Raw genomic sequence first — 20049 nt, 5'->3', positions numbered from 1 at the left:
ATGAGCTCTGCGAGCTGGCCTACCTGGACTCGAACCAAGACTAACTGAACCAGAATCAGTCGTGCTGCCAATTACACCATAGGCCACTGGAACTCAAGCCCCTGAGGGGATCTCGTTCTAGTTCGCTCCTCCGGTTCCTGGCCTTTCGGCCCGCTCCCCGGCGACGCAGGAAGAACATTACCCGAAGGTGGACGGGGCTCCAAAACGAGTATCCGAGCGCACGAGCGCGGGGAGTTCGGCGAGGGTCGAGATCCGGTGCGCCATCGCGTCGTCCGCGCCCCGCGCGTACACCCCGCCGCGGTCGATCCACACGGACAGCAGCCCGGCCTCGGCGGCCCCCCGTCCGTCGATCTCCGGATGGTCGCCGACGTACGCCACCTCGTGCGGCGGCAGGGCGAGTGCCTCGCAGGCCGCGAGGAACGCCCCTGGTTCCGGCTTGGAGACACCCAGCTCTGCGGCGCACAGCACGTTCTCGAAGCGGTCCAGGAGACCCAGGGTGCGCAGCTTGTGCTCCTGGACCGTGAGGCTGGAGTTGGACAGCACCGCGTGGCGGTGGCTCGTGGCCAGGGCGTCCAGGGCGGGCAGCACGTCCGGGAAGAGCGCCCAGGCGGCCTCGTAGTGGCCGATGTAACGCCGGAACCAGGCGTCGGCCTCGGTGTCGGACAGCTCCGCGTCCAGGAAGGCCCGCACCCGGTCGCGCCGCTGCCCCTCGAAGGAGACCTCCCCCGCCGAGAAGCGCGCCCACTGCCGGTCGGTGATCTCCCGCCACCGCACGAGGGCCTGCTCCGCGCTCGCGTACCCGGCGAGCAACCCCTCCACGGCCAGATGGGCACGCATGCCCTCGCGGTCCGCGCTCGTGTAGTCGAAGAGGGTGTCGTCCACGTCCCAGACCACGGCCCGAATGCTCATGGTCCGAAGGTAACGCCGGGACGGGGCGCGCGTACCGGTTTCCGCGGCCGGGGGCCGGGCGGATGTGACGAGTCCGACGCACGGTGACGGGACGGCGAGGGGCGGCACCCTGGATTCCGGATGCCGCCCCTCGTGAGTGGTGTTCGTTACGCCGCGAGCTGGCCCAGCGCCGCGTCGATCCGTGCCAGCGTCTTCTCCTTGCCCAGGATCTCCAGGGACTCGAAGAGCGGCAGGCCGACCGTGCGGCCGGTGACGGCCACGCGGACCGGGGCCTGGGCCTTGCCGAGCTTGAGGCCGTGGACCTCGCCGGCGGCCAGGACGGCCTCCTTGAGGGACTCGGCGGAGGTCCAGTCCGCCGACTCCAGCTTCTCGCGGGCCGTGCGGAGCAGGGCGTCGGAGCCCTCCTTCATCGCCTTGGTCCACGAGGCCTCGTCGGCGACCGGCTCCGGCAGGAACAGGAAGTCGACGTTCTCGGTGATCTCGGAGAGGACCTTCAGACGGGTCTGGGCGTGCGGGGCGATCGCCTGCCACTGTGCCTCGTCGAAGTCCTCCGGCGCCCACGTGGCGAACGGGGCCTTCAGCCACGGCCGGCAGCGCTCCGTGAAGTCCTTCACCTCGAGCAGGCGGATGTGGTCGGCGTTGATCGCCTCGCACTTCTTCAGGTCGAAGCGCGCCGGGTTGGGGTTCACGTCGGCGATGTCGAAGGCGGCGACCATCTCGTCGATCGAGAAGATGTCCTTGTCGGCCGAGAGCGACCAGCCGAGCAGGGACAGGTAGTTGAGCAGGCCCTCGGGCAGGAAGCCGCGCTCGCGGTAGAGGTTGAGGGACGACTGCGGGTCGCGCTTGGAGAGCTTCTTGTTGCCCTCGCCCATCACGTACGGCAGGTGGCCGAACTCCGGGACCTGCTTGGCGATGCCCAGCTCGATCAGCGCCTTGTACAGGGCGATCTGCCGCGGGGTGGAGGAGAGCAGGTCCTCGCCGCGCAGGACGTGGGTGATCTCCATCAGCGCGTCGTCGACCGGGTTCACCAGCGTGTACAGCGGGGCGCCGTTGGCCCGGACGATGCCGTAGTCCGGCACGTTCTCCGGGGTGAAGGTCAGCTCGCCGCGGACGAGGTCCGTGAAGGTGATCGTCTCGTCGGGCATGCGGAACCGGACGATCGGCGTACGGCCCTGGGCCCGGTACTCCTCGACCTGCTCGGCGGTCAGGTCGCGGCAGTGGCCGTCGTAGCCGGAGGGCCGGCCGGCGGCCCGGGCGGCCTCGCGGCGGGTGTCCAGCTCCTCCTGGGAGCAGTAGCAGTGGTACGCGTGGCCGGCGTCGAGGAGCTTCTGCGCGACCTCCTTGTAGAGGTCCATGCGCTGCGACTGGCGGTAGGGCGCGTGCGGACCGCCGATCTCGGGTCCCTCGTCCCAGTCGAAGCCCAGCCAGCGCATCGCGTCGAGCAGCTGGTTGTACGACTCCTCCGAGTCGCGGGCCGCGTCGGTGTCCTCGATGCGGAAGACCAGAGTGCCCTGGTGGTGCCGGGCGAACGCCCAGTTGAACAGGGCGGTGCGGACCAGGCCCACGTGGGGGTTACCGGTGGGCGAGGGGCAGAAACGGACGCGTACGGGGGAACCGGATGCGCTAGCCACGCTTGACAACCTTGTTGGTGAGAGTGCCGATGCCTTCGATGGTGACGGCGACCTCGTCGCCGACGTTCAGGGGGCCGACCCCCGCGGGGGTGCCGGTGAGGATCACGTCGCCGGGGAGCAGGGTCATGGCCTCGGAGAGGTTGACGACCAGGTCCTCGATGGGATGGATCATCTCGCTCGTACGGCCGAGCTGGCGCTGTTCGCCGTTGACCGTGAGCTGGAGGGTCAGGTCGTTCGCGCGTTCGAGGTCCAGGTCCGTCTCCACCCAGGGGCCCAGCGGGCAGGAGGTGTCGAAGCCCTTGGCCCGGGCCCACTGCTTCTCGCGCTTCTGCACGTCGCGGGCGGTGACGTCGTTGGCGCAGGTGTAGCCGAAGATCACGTCCTTGACGCGCTCGCGCGGGACCTCGCGGCACATGCGGCCGATGACGACGGCCAGCTCGGCCTCGTGGTGCAGTTCCTGCGAGAAGGGCGGGTACTGGATCTCGTCGCCGGGACCGATCACCGAGGTGGACGGCTTGAAGAAGGCGAACGGGGCGTCGGGTACCTCGTTGCCCAGCTCCTTGGCGTGGTCGGCGTAGTTGCGCCCGAACGCCACGACCTTGTTGGGCAGGACCGGAGGGAGCAGCCTGACCTTGCTCAGCGGCACCTTCGTCCCGGACAGCTCGTAGTCCGCGAACGGGATGCCCTTGATGATGTCGAGGACGAGTTCGTCCTGCTTGTCGCCCTCGACCGCGCCGAAGGCGACGTTCCCGTCGATGGAGAACCTGGCGATGCGCACGGGATCCGCGCCCCTCACTGAGAACCGGCGTACTGACGCCCCAGGTTAACCGGTCGGGCCGCCCGGTGTTCGGGCAGTGCGGCGTGGCGACCGGGGCTTTTCCGCGCCGGAAACCGCCGTGACGGGAATTTGGATTCCGGGATTCCCACCTCCCGGGGCGTCCGGCACGATCACCCGGGCGCGACCCCGCGGGCACAAAAAGTGAGCGCGGCCGGGAAGATCGCCGCGGGAGCGTGATCTCCGGGCCGCGCCCGACGGGTGCGGTGCCCGCTCGGCTACGCGCCGGCCTCTGCCACCACGCCGACCGGGACGTCCATCAGGACCGTGCGCCTCGGGTTGGCCGTCTGGGCGGGAAGGTCGGCGGAGTGCTCCGGCAGCTCGGGCATCTGCAGTTCCTCGGCGTCCTCGAGGTGCGCCAGGGTCGTGCGCCGCGGGTTGGCTATCGTGCCGAACATCATCGTCGTCTTCACCGTCGTCGTCCTGTGGCCTCGTGTGGAGTGGGGTTGGCAGAGTCGGTCGTCCTGTAAAGCGTCAGGCTAAACATGTGATTCCCCGGCACGGCCGTGAACTCCCCATGATCTGCGTGTGAGTTTCCTCACGAATCCAGGGGCAAACCGGTCAATTCCGGCCTACAACCCTCTCCAACGAAACGGACATTGGCCCCCTGAAGCCACCATTCCGCTCCTGATCATGCCGACTGGGACACCTGGCGCTCGGCGGCGACTCGCAGAGCTATGCCCGTTTCGTTGGGAATCGCCCCGCACATTCGGTGACGCTGGACCCACGGGGCGTCACGGAGGTCACAGCTCGGGACACGGCCCTTGTTGGAGATCCTGCACTGTGCTGGAATTCCACGGACCGCCGCGGGATCGAGCCGGCGCGCAGGGGGCGCAACGCAGCGCCGAGTGGCGGCGAGATAGGGGGGAACCTGCGCCGGTCACTCAAGACCACCCGGGGGGCGTATTCAGGGCGCTCTCCAAGACGCCGACACCGTGTCCCTCCGTTCGCGCGGAGGGGTGCCTGGTCCAGAGGTTGCGACGCTAGTGCAGGGACGTTTCAAGAGGGATGGCAGCGCTTCGGCGGAGCCGGAGGCGCACGGCGGGACCGACCGCGGTTCCTCGCCCCAGCACGCCCAGAACCCGAACCCGGCCACGTCCGGAGACGGCGGTGAGCGCCCCGGGCACCCCGGCGCGTCCGCCTCGACGGGCCCGGCGGGCCTCACGGGCTCCAAGGCGAAGACCCCGAACCCCACTCCGCCGGTGAAGCCCGCCAAGGCCCCCACCGGCCCCGGATCGCGCATGGCCCTGCGCAACTGGCGCATCTCCACGCGCCTGGTGTCGCTGCTCGCGCTTCCGGTGGTCGCGGCGACCTCGCTGGGCGCGCTGCGCATCGACCAGAACATCACCGACATCCAGCAGCTCGACAACATGAAGCTGCTGACGGAGATGACCAAGCAGGCCACCGAGCTGGCGCAGCAGCTCCAGGACGAGCGCGACCAGTCCGCCGGCCCCCTGGCACACGGCGGCACGGACGACTTCACGGTCAAGGGTCTGCAGGAGAAGACCGACCGGGCCCGCGAGAACTTCCTCAACGCCTCCGAGCAGATCGACGAGGCCAGCAAGAACGGCAACCTCCAGGGTGTCCGCGACACCCTGGTGAGCCTCGCCAACCAGCTGGACGACCTGGCCAAGATCCGCCGGTCCGCCTACCAGTCGAAGAACAACTCGACGCAGACGGTCGAGGCCTACCACCGGCTGATCACCCAGCTGATCGACCTCTCCCAGTCCATGGCGGAGGCGTCCAGCAACCCGGAGATGATCTCCCGCACCCGTGCCCTGGCGGCCTTCTCCAGCGCCAAGGAGTACGCCTCCGTGCAGCGCGCCGTCATCGCCGCGGCCCTGACCTCCAGCAACACCACCAAGGGCAACCTCGCCGACAACGACCGCCTCTACGGCGCGTCGGCGTACCAGAGCGAAAACTCCGAGATCGCGATCTTCCGGAAGATCTACAGCGCCCAGAACCCGGACGAACTCCTCAAGCCGATCGAGGAGAACAACCCGACGATCCAGTCCGCCGACCTGTACGCCAAGCGGACCTTCGAGTCCCGCGACGGCCTCGAGGGCCTGCCGCCGCGCTCGTACCGCGACTGGGTGGACGACAGCTCGAGCAAGATCGAGCAGATGAAGAAGATCGAGCACACGCTGCTCGAGGACATGGAGCAGAAGGCCCGCGAGCTGCGCAGCGCCTCCGAGCGCGACGCGATCATCTCCGGTGTGCTGATCCTGATCGTGCTCGGCATCTCGCTCGTCGGCGCGTTCGTCGTGGCCCGGTCCATGATCCGCTCGCTGCGCCGCCTGCAGGAGACCGCGACCAAGGTCGCCCAGGACCGTCTGCCCGAGCTGGTCAAGCAGCTGTCCGAGTCCGACCCGCAGGACGTCGACACGTCCGTGGAGTCGGTCGGTGTGCACTCCCGGGACGAGATCGGCCAGGTGGCCGCGGCCTTCGACGACGTGCACCGCGAGGCGGTCCGCCTCGCCGCCGAGCAGGCCCTCCTCCGGGGCAACGTCAACGCGATGTTCACCAACCTCTCGCGCCGTTCCCAGGGTCTGATCCAGCGCCAGCTGTCGCTGATCTCCGAACTGGAGTCCCGCGAGGCCGACCCGGACCAGCTGTCCTCCCTCTTCAAGCTCGACCACCTCGCGACGCGTATGCGCCGTAACGGTGAGAACCTCCTCGTCCTCGCGGGTGAGGAGCCCGGCCGCCGGTGGACCCGTCCGGTCCCGCTGGTCGACGTGCTCCGTGCCGCCGCGTCCGAGGTGGAGCAGTACGAGCGCATCGAGCTGGCCGCCGTGCCGACCACCGAGGTCGCCGGCCGCGTCGTCAACGACCTCGTGCACCTCCTCGCCGAGCTGCTCGAGAACGCCACCTCGTTCTCCTCGCCGCAGACCAAGGTCAAGGTCACCGGTCACGCGCTGCCCGACGGCCGCGTGCTGATCGAGATCCACGACACCGGTATCGGCCTCTCCCCCGAGGACCTCGCGGCGATCAACGAGCGGCTCGCCTCGCCGCCCACCGTGGACGTCTCGGTGTCCCGCCGCATGGGTCTGTTCGTGGTCGGTCGTCTGTCGCAGCGCCACGGCATCCGCATCCAGCTCCGCCCGTCCGACTCCGGTGGTACGACCGCGCTGGTCATGCTCCCCGTCGACGTCGCCCAGGGTGGCAAGAAGCCCGCTCCGGGCAAGCCCGGCGCGCCCGTGCCGACCGGTGGTCCGGCCGCCGCGCAGGCCGCGGCCGGCGCGGCGGCCGCCCGCCGCAACAACGGCGGCAGCGGCCCGGGCGGCGCCCTCGGCGGTGCGCCGACCGGTGGTGGACGCCTCGGCGCCGGCCCCGGCCCGCGCGGCCAGGTCGGCTCCGCCCAGGGTCCCCGGGCCGCGCTGCCCGGTGCCGGCCAGGGCGGCCGTCCCGGTGCGCCGGGTGGAGCGCGTGGTCCGCAGGGTCCCGGTGCCCCGCAGCAGGGCCGGCCGGCCCCGGCGGGTGCGGGCGGCTTCGGCGGTCAGGCTCCGGGTGGCACGCAGGGCCTGCAGGCCACGGGTGCCGGCACTCCACAGCAGGACGCCTTCGGCGGTCGCGGCACGGTTCCGCCGCGTGGCGGTCCGCGGGCCGAACTGCCCGGCGGCGGCAACCAGCCCTCGCGCCCGGACTGGAGCGCCGGCGCCCAGGCCCCGCTCTCCCGCGCCTCGCAGGACGCCCCGCGGGGCCATGACGAGCAGGACCCGGCGCACACCGCGCGCATGCCGCGCGTCGACGACCGGCAGGGGCCGGGCTCGACCGCGGAGATGCCCCGCATCGACGCCCAGGGTCCGTCCGCCACGGGCGAGTTCCCGCGTCCCGACCTCGGCGTCGGCGGCTCCACGGGCCAGTTCGCGCGGCCCGGTGCCCCGCAGCAGACCGGCCAGTTCGGCCAGCAGGGCGGCAGCGGTCAGTTCGTCCGCTCCGACGTCTACGGCTCGGGGGCCGGGCAGCAGGACCCACAGAGCACGGGTCAGTTCGCCGCACCGCAGGCCTACGACGCCGGCTTCAACGGCAGCTCCACCGGACAGCACGCGCTGCCCGGCCGGCCGGGCCAGGGCCCGGCGAACACCGGTCCGTTCGAGCGCCCGCAGCCGGGCGGCCGCGGCGACTTCGCCGCCCCGCGCCCGCCGGCCCAGCAGCAGCGTCCGGTCCGGCAGGAGCCGGAGGCGCTGCCGCCGGCCACCAGCCCGGGTGACGGCCGTACCCCGCTGTACGACACGCTGGAGACCAACTGGTTCCACAGCCAGCAGGAACGGCAGCCGGAGAACACCCCGGCACCGGCACCCCAGCAGGCGCCCGCTCCCCAGCGTCCGGCCCCCGCCACCAGCTCCTGGCGCACCTCGCCCAACGACGAACTCGTCCGTCAGGCGGAGCGCGTACGGCAGCCCGCGGCGGGCGGCGTCACCACCTCCGGCCTGCCGCGCCGGGTGCCCCGGGCGAACCTCGTCCCGGGCACGGCTCAGCAGCAACAGCACCAAGCGGGTCCGCAGGTCTCGCGTGCGCCTGACGACGTACGCGGCCGGCTGACCAATCTCCGTCGGGGCATCGCGCAGGGTCGCCAGGCCGGTACCGGCCAGACCGGCAGCTTCCCGAGCCCCACTCACCAGCAGGAGCGTTAGTTGAGTCCGATGAGCCAGGCGGCACAGAACCTGAACTGGTTGATCACCAACTTCGTGGACAACACCCCCGGGGTGTCGCACACGGTGGTGGTCTCCGCCGACGGCCTTCTGCTGGCGATGTCCGAAGGCTTCCCGCGTGACCGCGCCGACCAGCTGGCGGCCGTCGCGTCCGGGTTGACCTCCCTCACGGCCGGGGCCTCCCGGATCTTCGAGGGTGGCGACGTGGCGCAGACGGTCGTCGAGATGGAGCGCGGCTTCCTCTTCCTGATGTCCATCTCGGACGGGTCGTCCCTCGCGGTCCTGGCCCACCCCGAGTGCGACATCGGTCTCGTCGGCTACGAGATGGCACTGCTCGTCGACCGCGCGGGTGCGGTACTCACCCCGGATCTGCGCGCCGAACTCCAGGGCAGTCTGCTCCACTGATCCGCTCCGGCACCACCCATCACACGAAAACACCGTCCGGCCGCCACAATCCCCCCACCGGCCCCGTCAGACGGCACGACTGACCGACTTGCTGTCCCGCCCGGAGGATTCATGACCCCGCCCACCGCCCATCATGATCCGTACGCCGAGCCGTACGGGGACGAGGGCGACCAGCCGCTGGTGAGGCCGTACGCGATGACCGGCGGCCGGACCCGGCCGCGGTACCAGCTGGCCATCGAGGCACTGATCAGCACCACGGCCGACCCGGCAGCGCTCATGGGGCTGCTCCCGGAGCACCAGCGCATCTGCCACCTGTGCCGGGAGGTCAAGTCGGTCGCGGAGGTCTCCGCGCTGCTGGCCATGCCGCTCGGTGTGGCCCGGATCCTGGTCGCCGACCTCGCCGAGGCCGGCCTGGTCGCCATCCACCAGCCGGGTGGCGACGAGAACAACGGCGGCGCTCCGGACGTGACGCTGCTCGAAAGGGTGCTCAGTGGACTTCGCAAGCTCTGACGCGGGCCGGGCCACCACCTCCGCGAAGATCGTGGTGGCGGGCGGCTTCGGCGTGGGCAAGACCACGTTCGTGGGCGCCGTCTCGGAGATCAACCCGCTGCGCACGGAGGCCGTCATGACGTCCGCGTCGGCGGGCATCGACGACCTCACCCACACCGGGGACAAGACCACGACGACCGTGGCGATGGACTTCGGCCGCATCACCCTGGACCAGGACCTGATCCTGTACCTCTTCGGTACGCCGGGCCAGGACCGCTTCTGGTTCATGTGGGACGACCTGGTCCGCGGTGCGATCGGCGCGGTGGTGCTCGTGGACACCCGGCGCCTCGCCGACTGCTTCCCGGCCGTGGACTACTTCGAGAACAGCGGTCTGCCGTTCGTCATCGCCCTCAACGGCTTCGACGGCCAGCAGCCGTACGCGCCCGAAGAGGTGCGCGAGGCCCTGCAGATAGGCCCCGACGCCCCGATCATCACGACGGACGCCCGCCACCGCGCGGACGCCAAGTCGGCGCTGATCACGCTGGTGGAGCACGCCCTCATGGCTCGTCTGAGGTAGCACCCAAGTTCGACATGCCGTACGGCAGTTGCCGTACACCGCTCGGAGCCGGCTGTGGCCTTTGACACGGTCGGCTCCGGTGTTCATAACAGTTCGGCAGAGGAATCGCCGGGCTTCACCACGCGACGCGGTCGAGCGGTGCCGCTGCGCTCACAAACGCCCCGCCTTTTGGCGGGGCTCGCTCTTTATGACCGTTTTATCTAGGGCACCCACGAGGGCTCCTCGCGGGTTTCCACTGTTTGGAAGAGCACCGGATGACGTGCTGGAATGCCTGAACTGCCCAATAGTCAAAGACGTACCCAGTAGTGGTCTGTGGCGAACCGGGCTCTGAGAGACTGCGGCACGACGAAGGTGCCGACCGCCGAGAGGTTGTTGGTCGAGTGAGGCGAAGCAAGAACGGTCCCGAGCCGTCGGCGCGGGGCAACTTCACCCCGCCGCCGCGCGCTGCGGCGCCCACCCCTGTGTCCGGTCCGGAGCCGGCGGCCGCACCCGCGAAGAGCGGCGGCCGTTTCTCCCCGCGCAACTGGCGGGTGCCGACCCGGCTGAACGCGATTCTGCTCATACCCGTGGCGGTGGGTCTCGTCATGGGCGGCTTCCAGGTGAAGAGCTCCATCGACACCTGGCAGGAGGCCCGGGACGCGGAGAACACCGCCCGCCTGGTGCGCGCCGCCCTCACCTACGCCGACGCCCTCGAGAACGAGCGTGACGTCACGGCCGCGCCGATCCTGCTGGGCGACGACAAGGAAACGGTCACCGCCGCCCGCAAGGCCACGGACCAGGCCGCCGACGGCTTCGACCAGGCCGCGCAGAGCATGCCGGACAAGTCCGGTCTGAAGCGCCGTCTGCAGCTGTTCCGCAAGGCGGAGCCCAAGCTGCAGACGCTGCGCCAGGTCGCCTACACCTCCAAGGTGCACGGTGTGCAGACCGAGGAGGGCTACGTCGAGGTCAGCCACCCCCTGATGGAGTTCGCCAACGAACTCGGTCTGGGCACCGGCAACATCACCTCCTACGGCCGTACCGTCTACGCCATCTCGCTCACCAAGGCGGCACTGTCGCTGGAGCGGTCGATCGGCACGCACCTGCTGGTCAAGCCGGGTCCGGACGACCCCAACCTGGCGACGCAGCGCGTCTCCCTGTCCTCGTACGCCTACCTGGAGCGCATCGCCCTGGAGGAGTACCTCGGCGGTGGCACCGACGAGGACGCGCAGAAGCTGACCGACGCGCAGCAGAAGATGAAGACGGACGGCGCCGCGCTGGTCGCGGAGCAGAAGCAGCAGAACCCGAAGTACATCGCGCCGCCGGCCAAGCCCGAGACACTGGTCGGGGCGCTGGTGACGCTCAAGGACACCAGCCCGCTCACGCGTCAGGCGCTCGCCACCAAGGGCATCACCGCCCAGAACTGGTTCGCGGTCAACACGCTCAAGTACAAGGCCTACCGCCAGATCGAGTCGGACCTCGCCGACAAGGCGGTGAACGAGGCCTCGGGCATCGCCGACGACGCCAAGACCTCCGCGATCATCACCGGTGCCGTCGTCGTGGTCGCCCTGCTGTTCGCCTTCATCCTGGCCGGTGCCGTGGCCCGCCAGATGAGCCGCTCGATGCGCCAGCTGCGCAACGCCGCCTTCGGCATCGCCGAGCAGCGTCTGCCGATGCTGGTCGACCAGCTCTCCCGCACCGACCCGGGCCGCGTCGACACCCGCGTCGCACCGATCCCGATCAACTCCACGGACGAGATCGGCGAGGTCGCCCGCGCCTTCGACCAGGTCCACCGCGAGGCCGTCCGGCTCGCCGCCGAACAGGCCCTGCTGCGGGGCAACATCAACGCGATCTTCACGAACCTCTCGCGCCGCAACCAGTCGCTGATCGAGGGCCAGCTGACCCTGATCACCGACCTGGAGAACAACGAGGCCGACCCGGACCAGCTGGAGAACCTCTTCCGCCTGGACCACCTCGCGACCCGTATGCGCCGCAACGGCGAGAACCTCCTGGTCCTCGCCGGCGAGGAACCCGGCCGCCGCTGGGACCAGCCGGTCCCGCTGGTCGACGTCCTGCGCGCCGCCTCCTCCGAGGTGGAGCAGTACGAGCGCATCGAGCTGTCCGGCGTCCCGGAGGCCGAGATCCACGGCCGCGCGGTCACCGACCTCGTGCACCTGCTGGCCGAGCTGCTGGAGAACGCCACCACGTTCTCCTCCCCGCAGACCAAGGTCCGGGTCACCGCGACCCGTCTGCCCGACGGCCGCGTCATGATCGAGATCCATGACAAGGGCATCGGCCTGACGGCCGAGGACTTCGCGGACATCAACCACAAGCTGGCCAACCCGCCGACCGTGGACGCCGCGATCTCCCAGCGCATGGGCCTGTTCGTGGTCGGCCGGCTGTCCGACCGGCACGGCATCCGCGTCCAGCTGCGCCCCTCGGGCGAGCAGGCGGGCACGACCTCCCTGGTCATGCTGCCGGACGCGATCACGCACGGTGGTGGCGCCGAGACGCCGCTGGACCGCGAGGAGTTCACGGTCTCCCAGATCATCCCGGATCAGCAGTTCCAGGGTGAGAGCTTCGGCCAGGTGGCGCCCATGCGCACCGCCGCCGAGCTGGGCTTCGACGACAGCCGGTACTCGGACGTCCCCGACGACATCCGCGGGCTGGACCCCGTGGGCCGCTCCCTGATGCGCGAGGGGCGCCGTGCGGCCCTGGAGGCCCAGAGCCACGGCCAGCCGCAGCAGGAGACCGACGAGCAGGCCGCGTTCCGGGACGAGTTCGACGGACGCCAGGCCTACGACGGCAGCGGCACGGGCTACACCGAGCAGCCCGGGTACCAGCAGCAGACGTACCAGGAGCAGACGTACGAGGAGCAGCAGCACACCTCGTACGAGGAGCCGTACGAGAAGTCGTACGACGAGCAGTACTACGCGCCGAACGGCGACCTGTCGCAGGGCGACGGGTTCGCCCCGAACGGCGGCGGCTACCCCGAGCCCGCGTATGCGGAACCGGCCCAGGAGGAGCCCGCGCCCGCGCACGGCTCCGCGTCCGGCGGATTCGGCTCCTACGAGAGCCAGTCCTACCAGGACGACTGGCCGCAGCAGGACGGCTACCAGAACGGCTACCCGGCTCATTACGCTCCGGAAACGGAATCCCCGCAGGCCGCTGACGGGAGTGAGCGGAACCGCGTAGGCTTCGACCGTCCGGGAACGGCCTCTCCCGCCGCCCACGGGCTGACCGACGCCGGGCTGCCCCGCCGTGGATCGACGGGGAACGGCTCCAGCGGTTCGAGTGCCTCGAACGGCACGGCGCGCGTGCAGCAGGAAGCGCCGGCTCCCGCAGCGGGCAACTCCGGGTTCAACGGCGACAGCGGCTGGCGTTCGGCCAACGACGAGCGCTGGCAGCAGGCCTCGCAGCTCCGGAAGCCCAAGGCAGGCGGAGTGACCGCTTCCGGCCTGCCGCGGCGGGTACCCAAGGCCAACCTGGTCGAGGGCACCGCCGAGAGCACCCCTCAGGGAGGCCCACAGGTCTCCCGCGCCCCGGAGGACGTCCGGGGCAGGCTGAGCAACCTGCGTCGAGGCGTCCAGCGCGGACGCAGCGCAGGCAGTGAAACGAACGGCCAGGGCTTCGGTCCTGACAGCACCTACAACCAGGAGCGTTAGTGTGAGCCCGATGAGCCAGGCGGCACAGAACCTGAACTGGTTGATCACCAACTTCGTGGACAACACCCCGGGGGTGTCCCACACGGTGGTGGTCTCCGCCGACGGACTCCTTCTGGCGATGTCCGAAGGCTTCCCCCGCGACCGCGCCGACCAGCTCGCGGCCGTCGCATCCGGTCTGACGTCGCTGACGGCAGGCGCCTCCCGGATCTTCGAAGGGGGCGCAGTGAACCAGACGGTTGTGGAGATGGAGCGGGGATTCCTGTTCATCATGTCCGTATCTGACGGTTCGTCGCTGGCGGTGCTGGCCCACCCGGAGGCGGACATCGGCCTCATCGGGTACGAGATGGCCCTTCTTGTGGACCGCGCGGGCACGGTCCTCACCCCGGATCTGCGTGCAGAACTCCAGGGAAGCCTTCTCAACTAACAGACGAACGGTGCGTATACGCGTCCCGGGGCCGTAAGGTTTCGGGACGCGGCTCCACACGGATGGGTGCCCGGCACGGTCGGAGGAGGAGAAAGTGGCAACACCCCCAGGCGGTTCGCATTCGGGCAACTGGTCGTACGGCCCTGCCCAGGGCCAGGGCGACGGATCGGCGAACCGGTACAACTTCCCCTCCGCCCCCAGCCACCGGCAGCCGTACGCGCCGCAGGGCCCCGGCCCGTCGCCGTACGACCAGCCGTCGGCCCCGCGCATCCAGCCGGTGCAGCCGCAGCGCCGCCCCGAGCCGGCGCCCGCGACCGCATCGAACAACCCCCTGGTGCGTCCATACGCCATGACCGGCGGCCGGACCCGCCCGCGCTACCAGCTCGCCATCGAGGCACTGGTGCACACCACCGCCGCTCCGCACCAGATGCAGGGCCAGCTGCCCGAGCATCAGCGGATCTGCAACCTGTGCCGGGAGATCAAGTCGGTGGCCGAGGTCTCGGCCCTGCTCACGATCCCCCTCGGCGTGGCCAGGATTCTCGTCGCCGACTTGGCGGAGGCGGGCCTGGTCGCCATCCATCAGCCCGGCGGCGACGAGAACGCCGGTGGCCAGCCAGACGTGACACTGCTCGAAAGGGTGCTCAGTGGACTTCGCAAGCTCTAGCGGCGGTCCTTCCCGCTCCACCACCTCCGCGAAGATCGTGGTGGCGGGCGGCTTCGGCGTGGGCAAGACCACGTTCGTCGGCGCCGTCTCGGAGATCAACCCGCTGCGCACAGAGGCCGTCATGACGTCCGCGTCGGCCGGTATCGACGACCTCACCCACACCGGAGACAAGACCACCACCACGGTGGCGATGGACTTCGGCCGTATCACCCTGGACCAGGACCTGATCCTGTACCTCTTCGGTACGCCGGGCCAGGACCGCTTCTGGTTCATGTGGGACGACCTGGTCCGCGGTGCGATCGGCGCGATCGTCCTGGTCGACACCCGGCGCCTCGCCGACTGCTTCCCCGCGGTCGACTACTTCGAGAACAGCGGGCTCCCCTTCGTCATCGCCCTCAACGGCTTCGACGGCCAGCAGCCGTACAACCCCGACGAGGTGCGCGAGGCCCTGCAGATCGGCCCCGACACCCCGATCATCACGACGGACGCCCGCCACCGCGCGGACGCCAAGTCGGCGCTGATCACGCTCGTGGAGCACGCCCTGATGGCCCGCCTGCGCTAGCGCTGCCGCTCCGGACGCCCTGAAGCCCCTGTCCTTCTCCGTGAGAGAGACAGGGGCTTCGTCATGCGCGCGTCGCCGTCCGCGGCACACGTCGTGGCCGGACGCGCCCCGCGGCGGAGCCGCCGGCCGATTTCGGCCGCGCCCCCTGCGCCGCGCCCCGTACACAGCAGGAAGGGGCCCCTCCATGGTGGAGGGGCCCCTTCGAAAACCCTGGTGAGCGGCGCGCCTAGTGCCAGCTGTGCGGGGCGCGGAAGCCGGGCTCGCGCTCCAGGCGGCGCCAGCCTGCCTTCGGGCGGCCTCGGTGGGCCGGGGCGGCCGGCTGGGCGGCCGCGCGGGCCAGGAGGACGGCCGTGATGGCGGCGACTTCCTCGGGCTCGGCGTGGCCCTTCTCGACGCGGATGTCAGTGTTCATGGATGTCAGTCTCCGTGAGAGAGAGGTCCGCGGGATTGCCGCGGCGGGTCCGCTCGGTTACTGCGGGGGGTTGCCGTGCTTACGGGAGGGCAGGTCGGCGTGCTTGGACTGCAGCATCGCCAGGGACTTGACCAGGACCTCGCGGGTCTCGGCGGGGTCGATGACGTCGTCCACCAGGCCGCGCTCGGCCGCGTAGTACGGGTGCATCAGCTCGGCCTTGTACTCCTTGACCATCTTCTGCCGCATCGCCTCGGGGTCCTCGGCCTCGGCGATCTGGCGGCGGAAGATGACGTTGGCCGCGCCCTCCGCGCCCATCACGGCGATCTCGTTCGTCGGCCACGCGTAGGTGAGGTCGGCGCCGATCGACTGGGAGTCCATGACGATGTAGGCACCTCCGTACGCCTTGCGCAGGATCAGCGAGATCCTCGGCACGGTCGCGTTGCAGTAGGCGTAGAGGAGCTTGGCGCCGTGACGGATGATTCCGCCGTGCTCCTGGTCGACACCGGGGAGGAACCCCGGCACGTCCAGGAAGGTGATGATCGGGACATTGAAAGCGTCACACATCTGGACAAAGCGCGCAGCTTTTTCGCTCGCCTCGATGTCCAGCACACCGGCCAGGACCTGGGGCTGGTTGGCGATGATGCCGACGACCTGACCGTCCAGCCGGGCCAGCGCGCAGATGATGTTGCGGGCCCAGCGCTCGTGGACCTCGAGGTACTCGCCGTCGTCGACGATCTCCTCGATGACCTTGGCCATGTCGTACGGCCGGTTGCCGTCGGCCGGCACGAGGTCGAGGAGGACGTCGCTGCGGCGGTCCACCGGGTCGGACGCGTCCACCCGCGGGGGGTTCTCGCGGTTGTTCTGCGGGAGCAGCGAGAGGAGGTAGCGCACCTCGGCGATGCAGGTCTCCTCGTCGTCGTACGCGAAGTGGCAGACACCGGAGGTCTCCGCGTGGACGTCGGCGCCGCCGAGCCCGTTCTGGGTGATCTCCTCGCCGGTGACCGCCTTGACCACGTCCGGGCCGGTGATGAACATCTGCGAGGTCTCGCGGACCATGAAGACGAAGTCCGTCAGGGCGGGGCTGTAGGCCGCGCCGCCCGCGCACGGGCCGAGCATCACGGAGATCTGCGGGATGACACCCGAGGCCTTCGTGTTCCGCTGGAAGATGCCGCCGTAGCCGGCGAGGGCGCTGACGCCCTCCTGGATCCGGGCGCCCGCGCCGTCGTTCAGGGAGACCAGGGGCGCACCGGCCGCGATGGCCATGTCCATGATCTTGTGGATCTTGGTGGCGTGGGCCTCGCCCAGCGCGCCGCCGAAGATCCGGAAGTCGTGGGCGTAGACGAAGACCGTGCGGCCCTCGACCGTGCCCCAGCCGGTGATGACACCGTCGGTGTACGGCTTCTTCGCCTCCAGGCCGAAACCGGTCGCCCGGTGCCGGCGCAGCTGCTCGACCTCCTGGAAGGATCCCGGGTCCAGGAGCAGCTCGATGCGCTCCCGCGCCGTCAGCTTGCCCTTGGCGTGCTGCGCCTCGGTCGCCTTCTCGCTGGGGCCCGCCACGGCCTGCGCACGGATCTCGTGCAGCTCGGCGACCCGCCCGCGCGCGTCCGTCGGCTCGCCCGTCGGCTCACCCGTCGTCTCTTCCAAAACGGTCATGTAGCGACCTTACGAAGGACACCAAGGAAAGCGAGCCGTCGACTCCGTACAGTCTCCAGGCCGTTTTCCTGGTACCACCGAACAGAACCGGAGCGGCATGCAGCCGTTCCGACTGCTCAGGGGGCGTCGGCGTTGTGGGGAGGCCACAAAGACGTCACCGGAGAGCCACCTGACATTCGTGGGTGGCACATGCCATCCCTGGAGTGACACGGAGCCTCAGACGGCGGTCCGCCGAAAGGACCTCGACGGTGTCGTCGGCCCGGACGACCGAGCGCACGGGACGGTCCCAGACGATCTCCAGCGGCTCGCCCGTGCGGGGCGGCTCGCTCACGCACAGGGTAGCCGTGCGGCCCCGGCGCCGGACCAGCACGCTCGCGCCCGCCGAGGCGGTCAGGCCCCCCACCGTACCGGCTTCCCAGAAGGTGGCGGCGGTCAGACCCGGACCGGGTACGGCGACCGCCTGGCGGCGGGCGTCGTTGGCGAGGACGCGCAGCCAGTGCCGGTCGGCGGCCCGGGCCGCGACCTCGCCGCGGGAGGCGCCGGGCAGCAGGACGTAGACGTAGTCGGCGTCGGCCGGGTCGGTGCCGTGGTCGAGCCAGAGGGTCTGCCAGCGGCGGGTGCGCCGTTCGGCCGTACTGGTGGTGTTGATGTCGGACCAGGCGCCGGTGCGGTCCTCGCGCAGGGTGCGCAGCTCGCCGCCGCAGGGCAGGATCCAGCCGCCGTGGCCCTCCAGATGCGCCCAGCCGGGTCCGCGCGCGAGAGTCCGGGCGCCCCTCTCACCGAGGTTGCGGTTGTCCACGACCGTCTCGACCGGGACGCCGTCGGCGCAGGTGATCCCGGCGCCGAGGCAGACGACCGCGTCGGCGAGGAAGAACCAGGACTTGCGGGCTTCGAGCGTCGACTCCAGACCCTTCAGATGCTGGCCCACGGCCGCGTACTCCCCGTCGCTCGCGCCGCCGACCCAGCGGACGTCCGGCTTGGGGGCGCCCCACTCGCCGCCGGCCCGGTCGGCCAGGCGCCTGGTGGAGACCGTGGTGCCGGGCAGGCGGTACCAGTCCACGGTCGGCCAGTACCAGTCCGTGTACTGGTCGCCGGAGCCCGCCGGCCACCACGAGAGCATGCCCGAGCCGGTGTGCCAGCCGCGCGGGTTCTCGCCGTTGCCGCACTCGTAGTGCGCGATGCGGTCGCCGGCCATGGAGAGTGCGGCGGTGAAGCGGGGGCGGCGGTGGACGGCCCGGTCCATGGCCGGGAAGAGGCGGTGGCCGACGGGCTCGGGGCTCGCGGGTACGGACGAGCCGGCGACCGTGTGCAGCCGGGCGAGGTCGGCGACCCCGAACTGACCGGCCGTCAGGATCGGCGTCACGGTGTCCCGTTCGATCCAGCCCTTGATCCGGCCGTACCAGCGCCGCCGCTCCTCTTCGCTCGCGCCGCCCGCCAGCAGGGCGACGGCCGCGATCAGGGCCTGACCGTGGTAGTGGTCGCTGCGCATGAGGTGCAGGTCGTCGCCGAGCAGGTAACCGCGGCTGATGGCACGGCCGTTGACGCAGTCCATCACCAACCCGTCGTGGATCAGCGGCGCGTAGGCGTGCTCGACGCTGTCCAGGGCGTTCTGCCGGGCGGGGTCGGTGATCTCCCACGGTGACCCGGCGAGCAGGGCGAACAGCCGCCCGAGGCCGTCGAGCAGGACCTGGCCGTAGGTGCCGGAGTAGGCGACCCAGGTGTGCTGGACGAAGGAGCCGTCGGCATGGAGGCCGTCGCCGTGGGTGACGTACGGGAAGACCGGCGAGAGGGCGTCCCGGGCGAGCGCGACGCGGTCGCCCGCCCGGCCGAGGATGCCGCGCAGGGCGACGGAGCGGCACAGGTCGACGCGATTGGCGCCGGTGGAGGTGCCGGAGTAGTCGGTGAGCATCGCGTCCGGGATGAAGTGGTCGACGGCCGCACAGGCACCCGCGACGCGGGCCGCGCCGAGGTGGTCGTACAGGGCGGCCGTGATGTCCATCAGGAGCCGGGGGCTGCCGATCTGCCACTCCCACCAGTTGCCGTAGCGGGTGGTGGCCGGGTTGTAGACGCCGGCGGAGAGGTGGTCGAGGCCCCTGAGCACGTCGGCGAGGAGGCCGTCGTCGCCGGTGGAGCCGGTGCCGGGCTGGACGTACGCCTGGGCCATGGTCCACAGGCGGCCGTAGCTGAAGGTGATACCGGAGGGCGGGTCGAAGGGCAGGCCCGGCCAGAGGGAGCCGGTGGCGGGTGCCATCGCGGCCCGGAAGTCCCGCGCCATCGAACCGAGTTGGGCGAGCCGGGAGGCGTACGGCTCGGCGGCCGGGTCGTATCCGGTGCCGAGGGCGATGTCGAGCCAGCGGCCGCGCAGGGTGTCGCAGTGGTCGGCCGTGGGAGCCGCGTGGGCCCGGGAGGCCAGGCCTGCGAAGAGGGCGGCGGCCAGCAGGAGCACGCGCCGTGTCGGTCCGGTCGCACCCATGTCGCTGGTCACCGCCCCCGGCTCAGCAGCCGCCGCAGTTGTAGTACAGGACGTCCCAGTGGTTGCCCTCGTCGGCATAGATGTTGCCGGAGCCGGACTGGTACTGGGGGGCGCCGTCGCCGCGCAGGCCGATGTAGGTGAAGTTGTTCTTGATGTACGAGGTGACGCAGGTGTTCTTGCCGTAGTCGAGCTTGTAGCCGTTCCAGTGGGAGTAGGTGCCGGAGGCGTGGCCGGTCTCGGTGCCGCCGGTGATGTTGAGGGCGCAGCCGCCGGCCCGCTTCAGGGTCTGGGCGCCCTGCGCGGTGGCGAGGTTGAGCTGCTCGAACGACGTACAGGTGGGGTTGTTGCGGTCGGAGCAGTTGCCCGAGGACGACCAGGTGATGCCGACGTTGCGGAACATCTGGGTGGCGGTCGCATGGCTGATCTTGGTGACGGCGAAGGCGTCGGTGGCGGTGCCGACGACGGCGACGCCCGGGGCGACGACGAGGGCGAGGGCGGTCAGGGCGGAGCGGACCTTCATGACCTTGCTGGCCTTCATGGGGACCCTTCCTGCGAATGGCCGTGCTTCTGTGGGTCGGCTGTGCAGGTGGTGCAAGCAGATGGTGCCCGAGTTCTACGCGCGTCCGAAAGAGGGCGTACACCGACACCGAGTGCGACGATGGCAATACGTTCCGGATGATGTTGAAAACTGAACGGAATGGGTCTACCGTCGGAGTCGTTAA

The 20049-nt window shown here is 70.5% G+C and carries 16 protein-coding genes and 1 tRNA gene; 8 read left to right on the top strand and 9 right to left on the bottom strand.

What is annotated here, in order from left to right:
• Positions 1–14: 14 nt before the first annotated feature.
• The 5 genes from AC07CM_RS26465 to AC07CM_RS26445 all read right to left on the bottom strand — a co-directional run bounded on the left by AC07CM_RS26465 (position 15) and on the right by AC07CM_RS26445 (position 3788).
• Positions 15–86, bottom strand: a tRNA-Gln gene (locus AC07CM_RS26465).
• Positions 87–177: 91 nt separating this feature from the next.
• Positions 178–909: an HAD family hydrolase gene (locus tag AC07CM_RS26460; RefSeq protein WP_478878926.1), complete on the bottom strand. Its 732-nt coding sequence runs from the start codon at positions 907–909 to the stop codon at positions 178–180.
• Between the two features lie 146 nt (positions 910–1055).
• Positions 1056–2540 carry a glutamate--tRNA ligase gene (gene gltX, locus AC07CM_RS26455; RefSeq protein WP_478878925.1) on the bottom strand — a complete coding sequence of 495 codons (1485 nt, stop codon included), beginning with the start codon at positions 2538–2540 and terminating at the stop codon, positions 1056–1058.
• The gene (locus AC07CM_RS26450; protein ID WP_478878924.1) at positions 2533–3318 is read right to left on the bottom strand and encodes a fumarylacetoacetate hydrolase family protein; all 786 of its coding nucleotides are present in this window, start codon (positions 3316–3318) and stop codon (positions 2533–2535) included. Before AC07CM_RS26450 ends, gltX begins: the two co-directional genes overlap by 8 nt.
• Positions 3319–3593: 275 nt before the next feature.
• Complete coding sequence (locus AC07CM_RS26445) at positions 3594–3788, bottom strand: hypothetical protein (RefSeq protein ID WP_478878923.1); 195 nt, start codon at positions 3786–3788, stop codon at positions 3594–3596.
• A 573-nt stretch (positions 3789–4361) separates the two neighbouring features.
• On the opposite strand from AC07CM_RS26445, the gene AC07CM_RS26440 reads away from it, so the two are divergent.
• From AC07CM_RS26440 to AC07CM_RS26405, 8 genes are all read left to right on the top strand, one after another.
• Positions 4362–8009 (top strand): sensor histidine kinase, encoded by a 3648-nt coding sequence (locus AC07CM_RS26440; protein ID WP_478878922.1) that lies wholly within the window; start codon positions 4362–4364, stop codon positions 8007–8009.
• A 9-nt stretch (positions 8010–8018) separates the two neighbouring features.
• A complete protein-coding gene (locus AC07CM_RS26435; protein WP_121890767.1) occupies positions 8019–8432 on the top strand; it encodes a roadblock/LC7 domain-containing protein in 414 nt (137 codons plus the stop codon).
• A gap of 111 nt (positions 8433–8543) precedes the next feature.
• Positions 8544–8942 (top strand): DUF742 domain-containing protein, encoded by a 399-nt coding sequence (locus AC07CM_RS26430; RefSeq protein ID WP_009190816.1) that lies wholly within the window; start codon positions 8544–8546, stop codon positions 8940–8942.
• Entirely contained in the window at positions 8923–9498 is a 576-nt protein-coding gene (locus AC07CM_RS26425) for a GTP-binding protein (protein ID WP_100828422.1), read from the top strand. The genes AC07CM_RS26430 and AC07CM_RS26425 overlap by 20 nt, the downstream gene beginning before the upstream one ends.
• Before the next feature lie 380 nt (positions 9499–9878).
• Positions 9879–13139 carry a nitrate- and nitrite sensing domain-containing protein gene (locus tag AC07CM_RS26420; protein WP_478878921.1) on the top strand — a complete coding sequence of 1087 codons (3261 nt, stop codon included), beginning with the start codon at positions 9879–9881 and terminating at the stop codon, positions 13137–13139.
• Positions 13140–13149: 10 nt separating this feature from the next.
• On the top strand, positions 13150–13563 hold the full coding sequence (locus AC07CM_RS26415; RefSeq protein ID WP_003993185.1) for a roadblock/LC7 domain-containing protein: 414 nt from the start codon (positions 13150–13152) through the stop codon (positions 13561–13563).
• 94 nt (positions 13564–13657) lie between these two features.
• Positions 13658–14227: a DUF742 domain-containing protein gene (locus AC07CM_RS26410; RefSeq protein WP_478878920.1), complete on the top strand. Its 570-nt coding sequence runs from the start codon at positions 13658–13660 to the stop codon at positions 14225–14227.
• Entirely contained in the window at positions 14208–14789 is a 582-nt protein-coding gene (locus AC07CM_RS26405; RefSeq protein ID WP_009314218.1) for a GTP-binding protein, read from the top strand. Before AC07CM_RS26410 ends, AC07CM_RS26405 begins: the two co-directional genes overlap by 20 nt.
• Positions 14790–15015: 226 nt before the next feature.
• Here the strand turns inward: AC07CM_RS26405 and AC07CM_RS26400 are convergent, their stop codons facing one another.
• From AC07CM_RS26400 to AC07CM_RS26385, 4 genes are all read right to left on the bottom strand, one after another.
• Entirely contained in the window at positions 15016–15201 is a 186-nt protein-coding gene (locus tag AC07CM_RS26400) for an acyl-CoA carboxylase subunit epsilon (RefSeq protein WP_391325896.1), read from the bottom strand.
• Between the two features lie 57 nt (positions 15202–15258).
• A complete protein-coding gene (locus AC07CM_RS26395; protein ID WP_478878919.1) occupies positions 15259–16854 on the bottom strand; it encodes an acyl-CoA carboxylase subunit beta in 1596 nt (531 codons plus the stop codon).
• Between the two features lie 154 nt (positions 16855–17008).
• A complete protein-coding gene (locus AC07CM_RS26390; protein WP_478878918.1) occupies positions 17009–19327 on the bottom strand; it encodes a polysaccharide lyase 8 family protein in 2319 nt (772 codons plus the stop codon).
• 22 nt (positions 19328–19349) lie between these two features.
• A complete protein-coding gene (locus AC07CM_RS26385) occupies positions 19350–19847 on the bottom strand; it encodes a hypothetical protein (protein ID WP_478878982.1) in 498 nt (165 codons plus the stop codon).
• Positions 19848–20049: the final 202 nt, after the last annotated feature.

The sequence above is a fragment of the Streptomyces sp. NPDC044061 genome (assembly GCF_056434305.1).
Note: the sequence above shows the minus strand (reverse complement) of the source record. Positions and strands in the feature narration are given on the sequence as shown.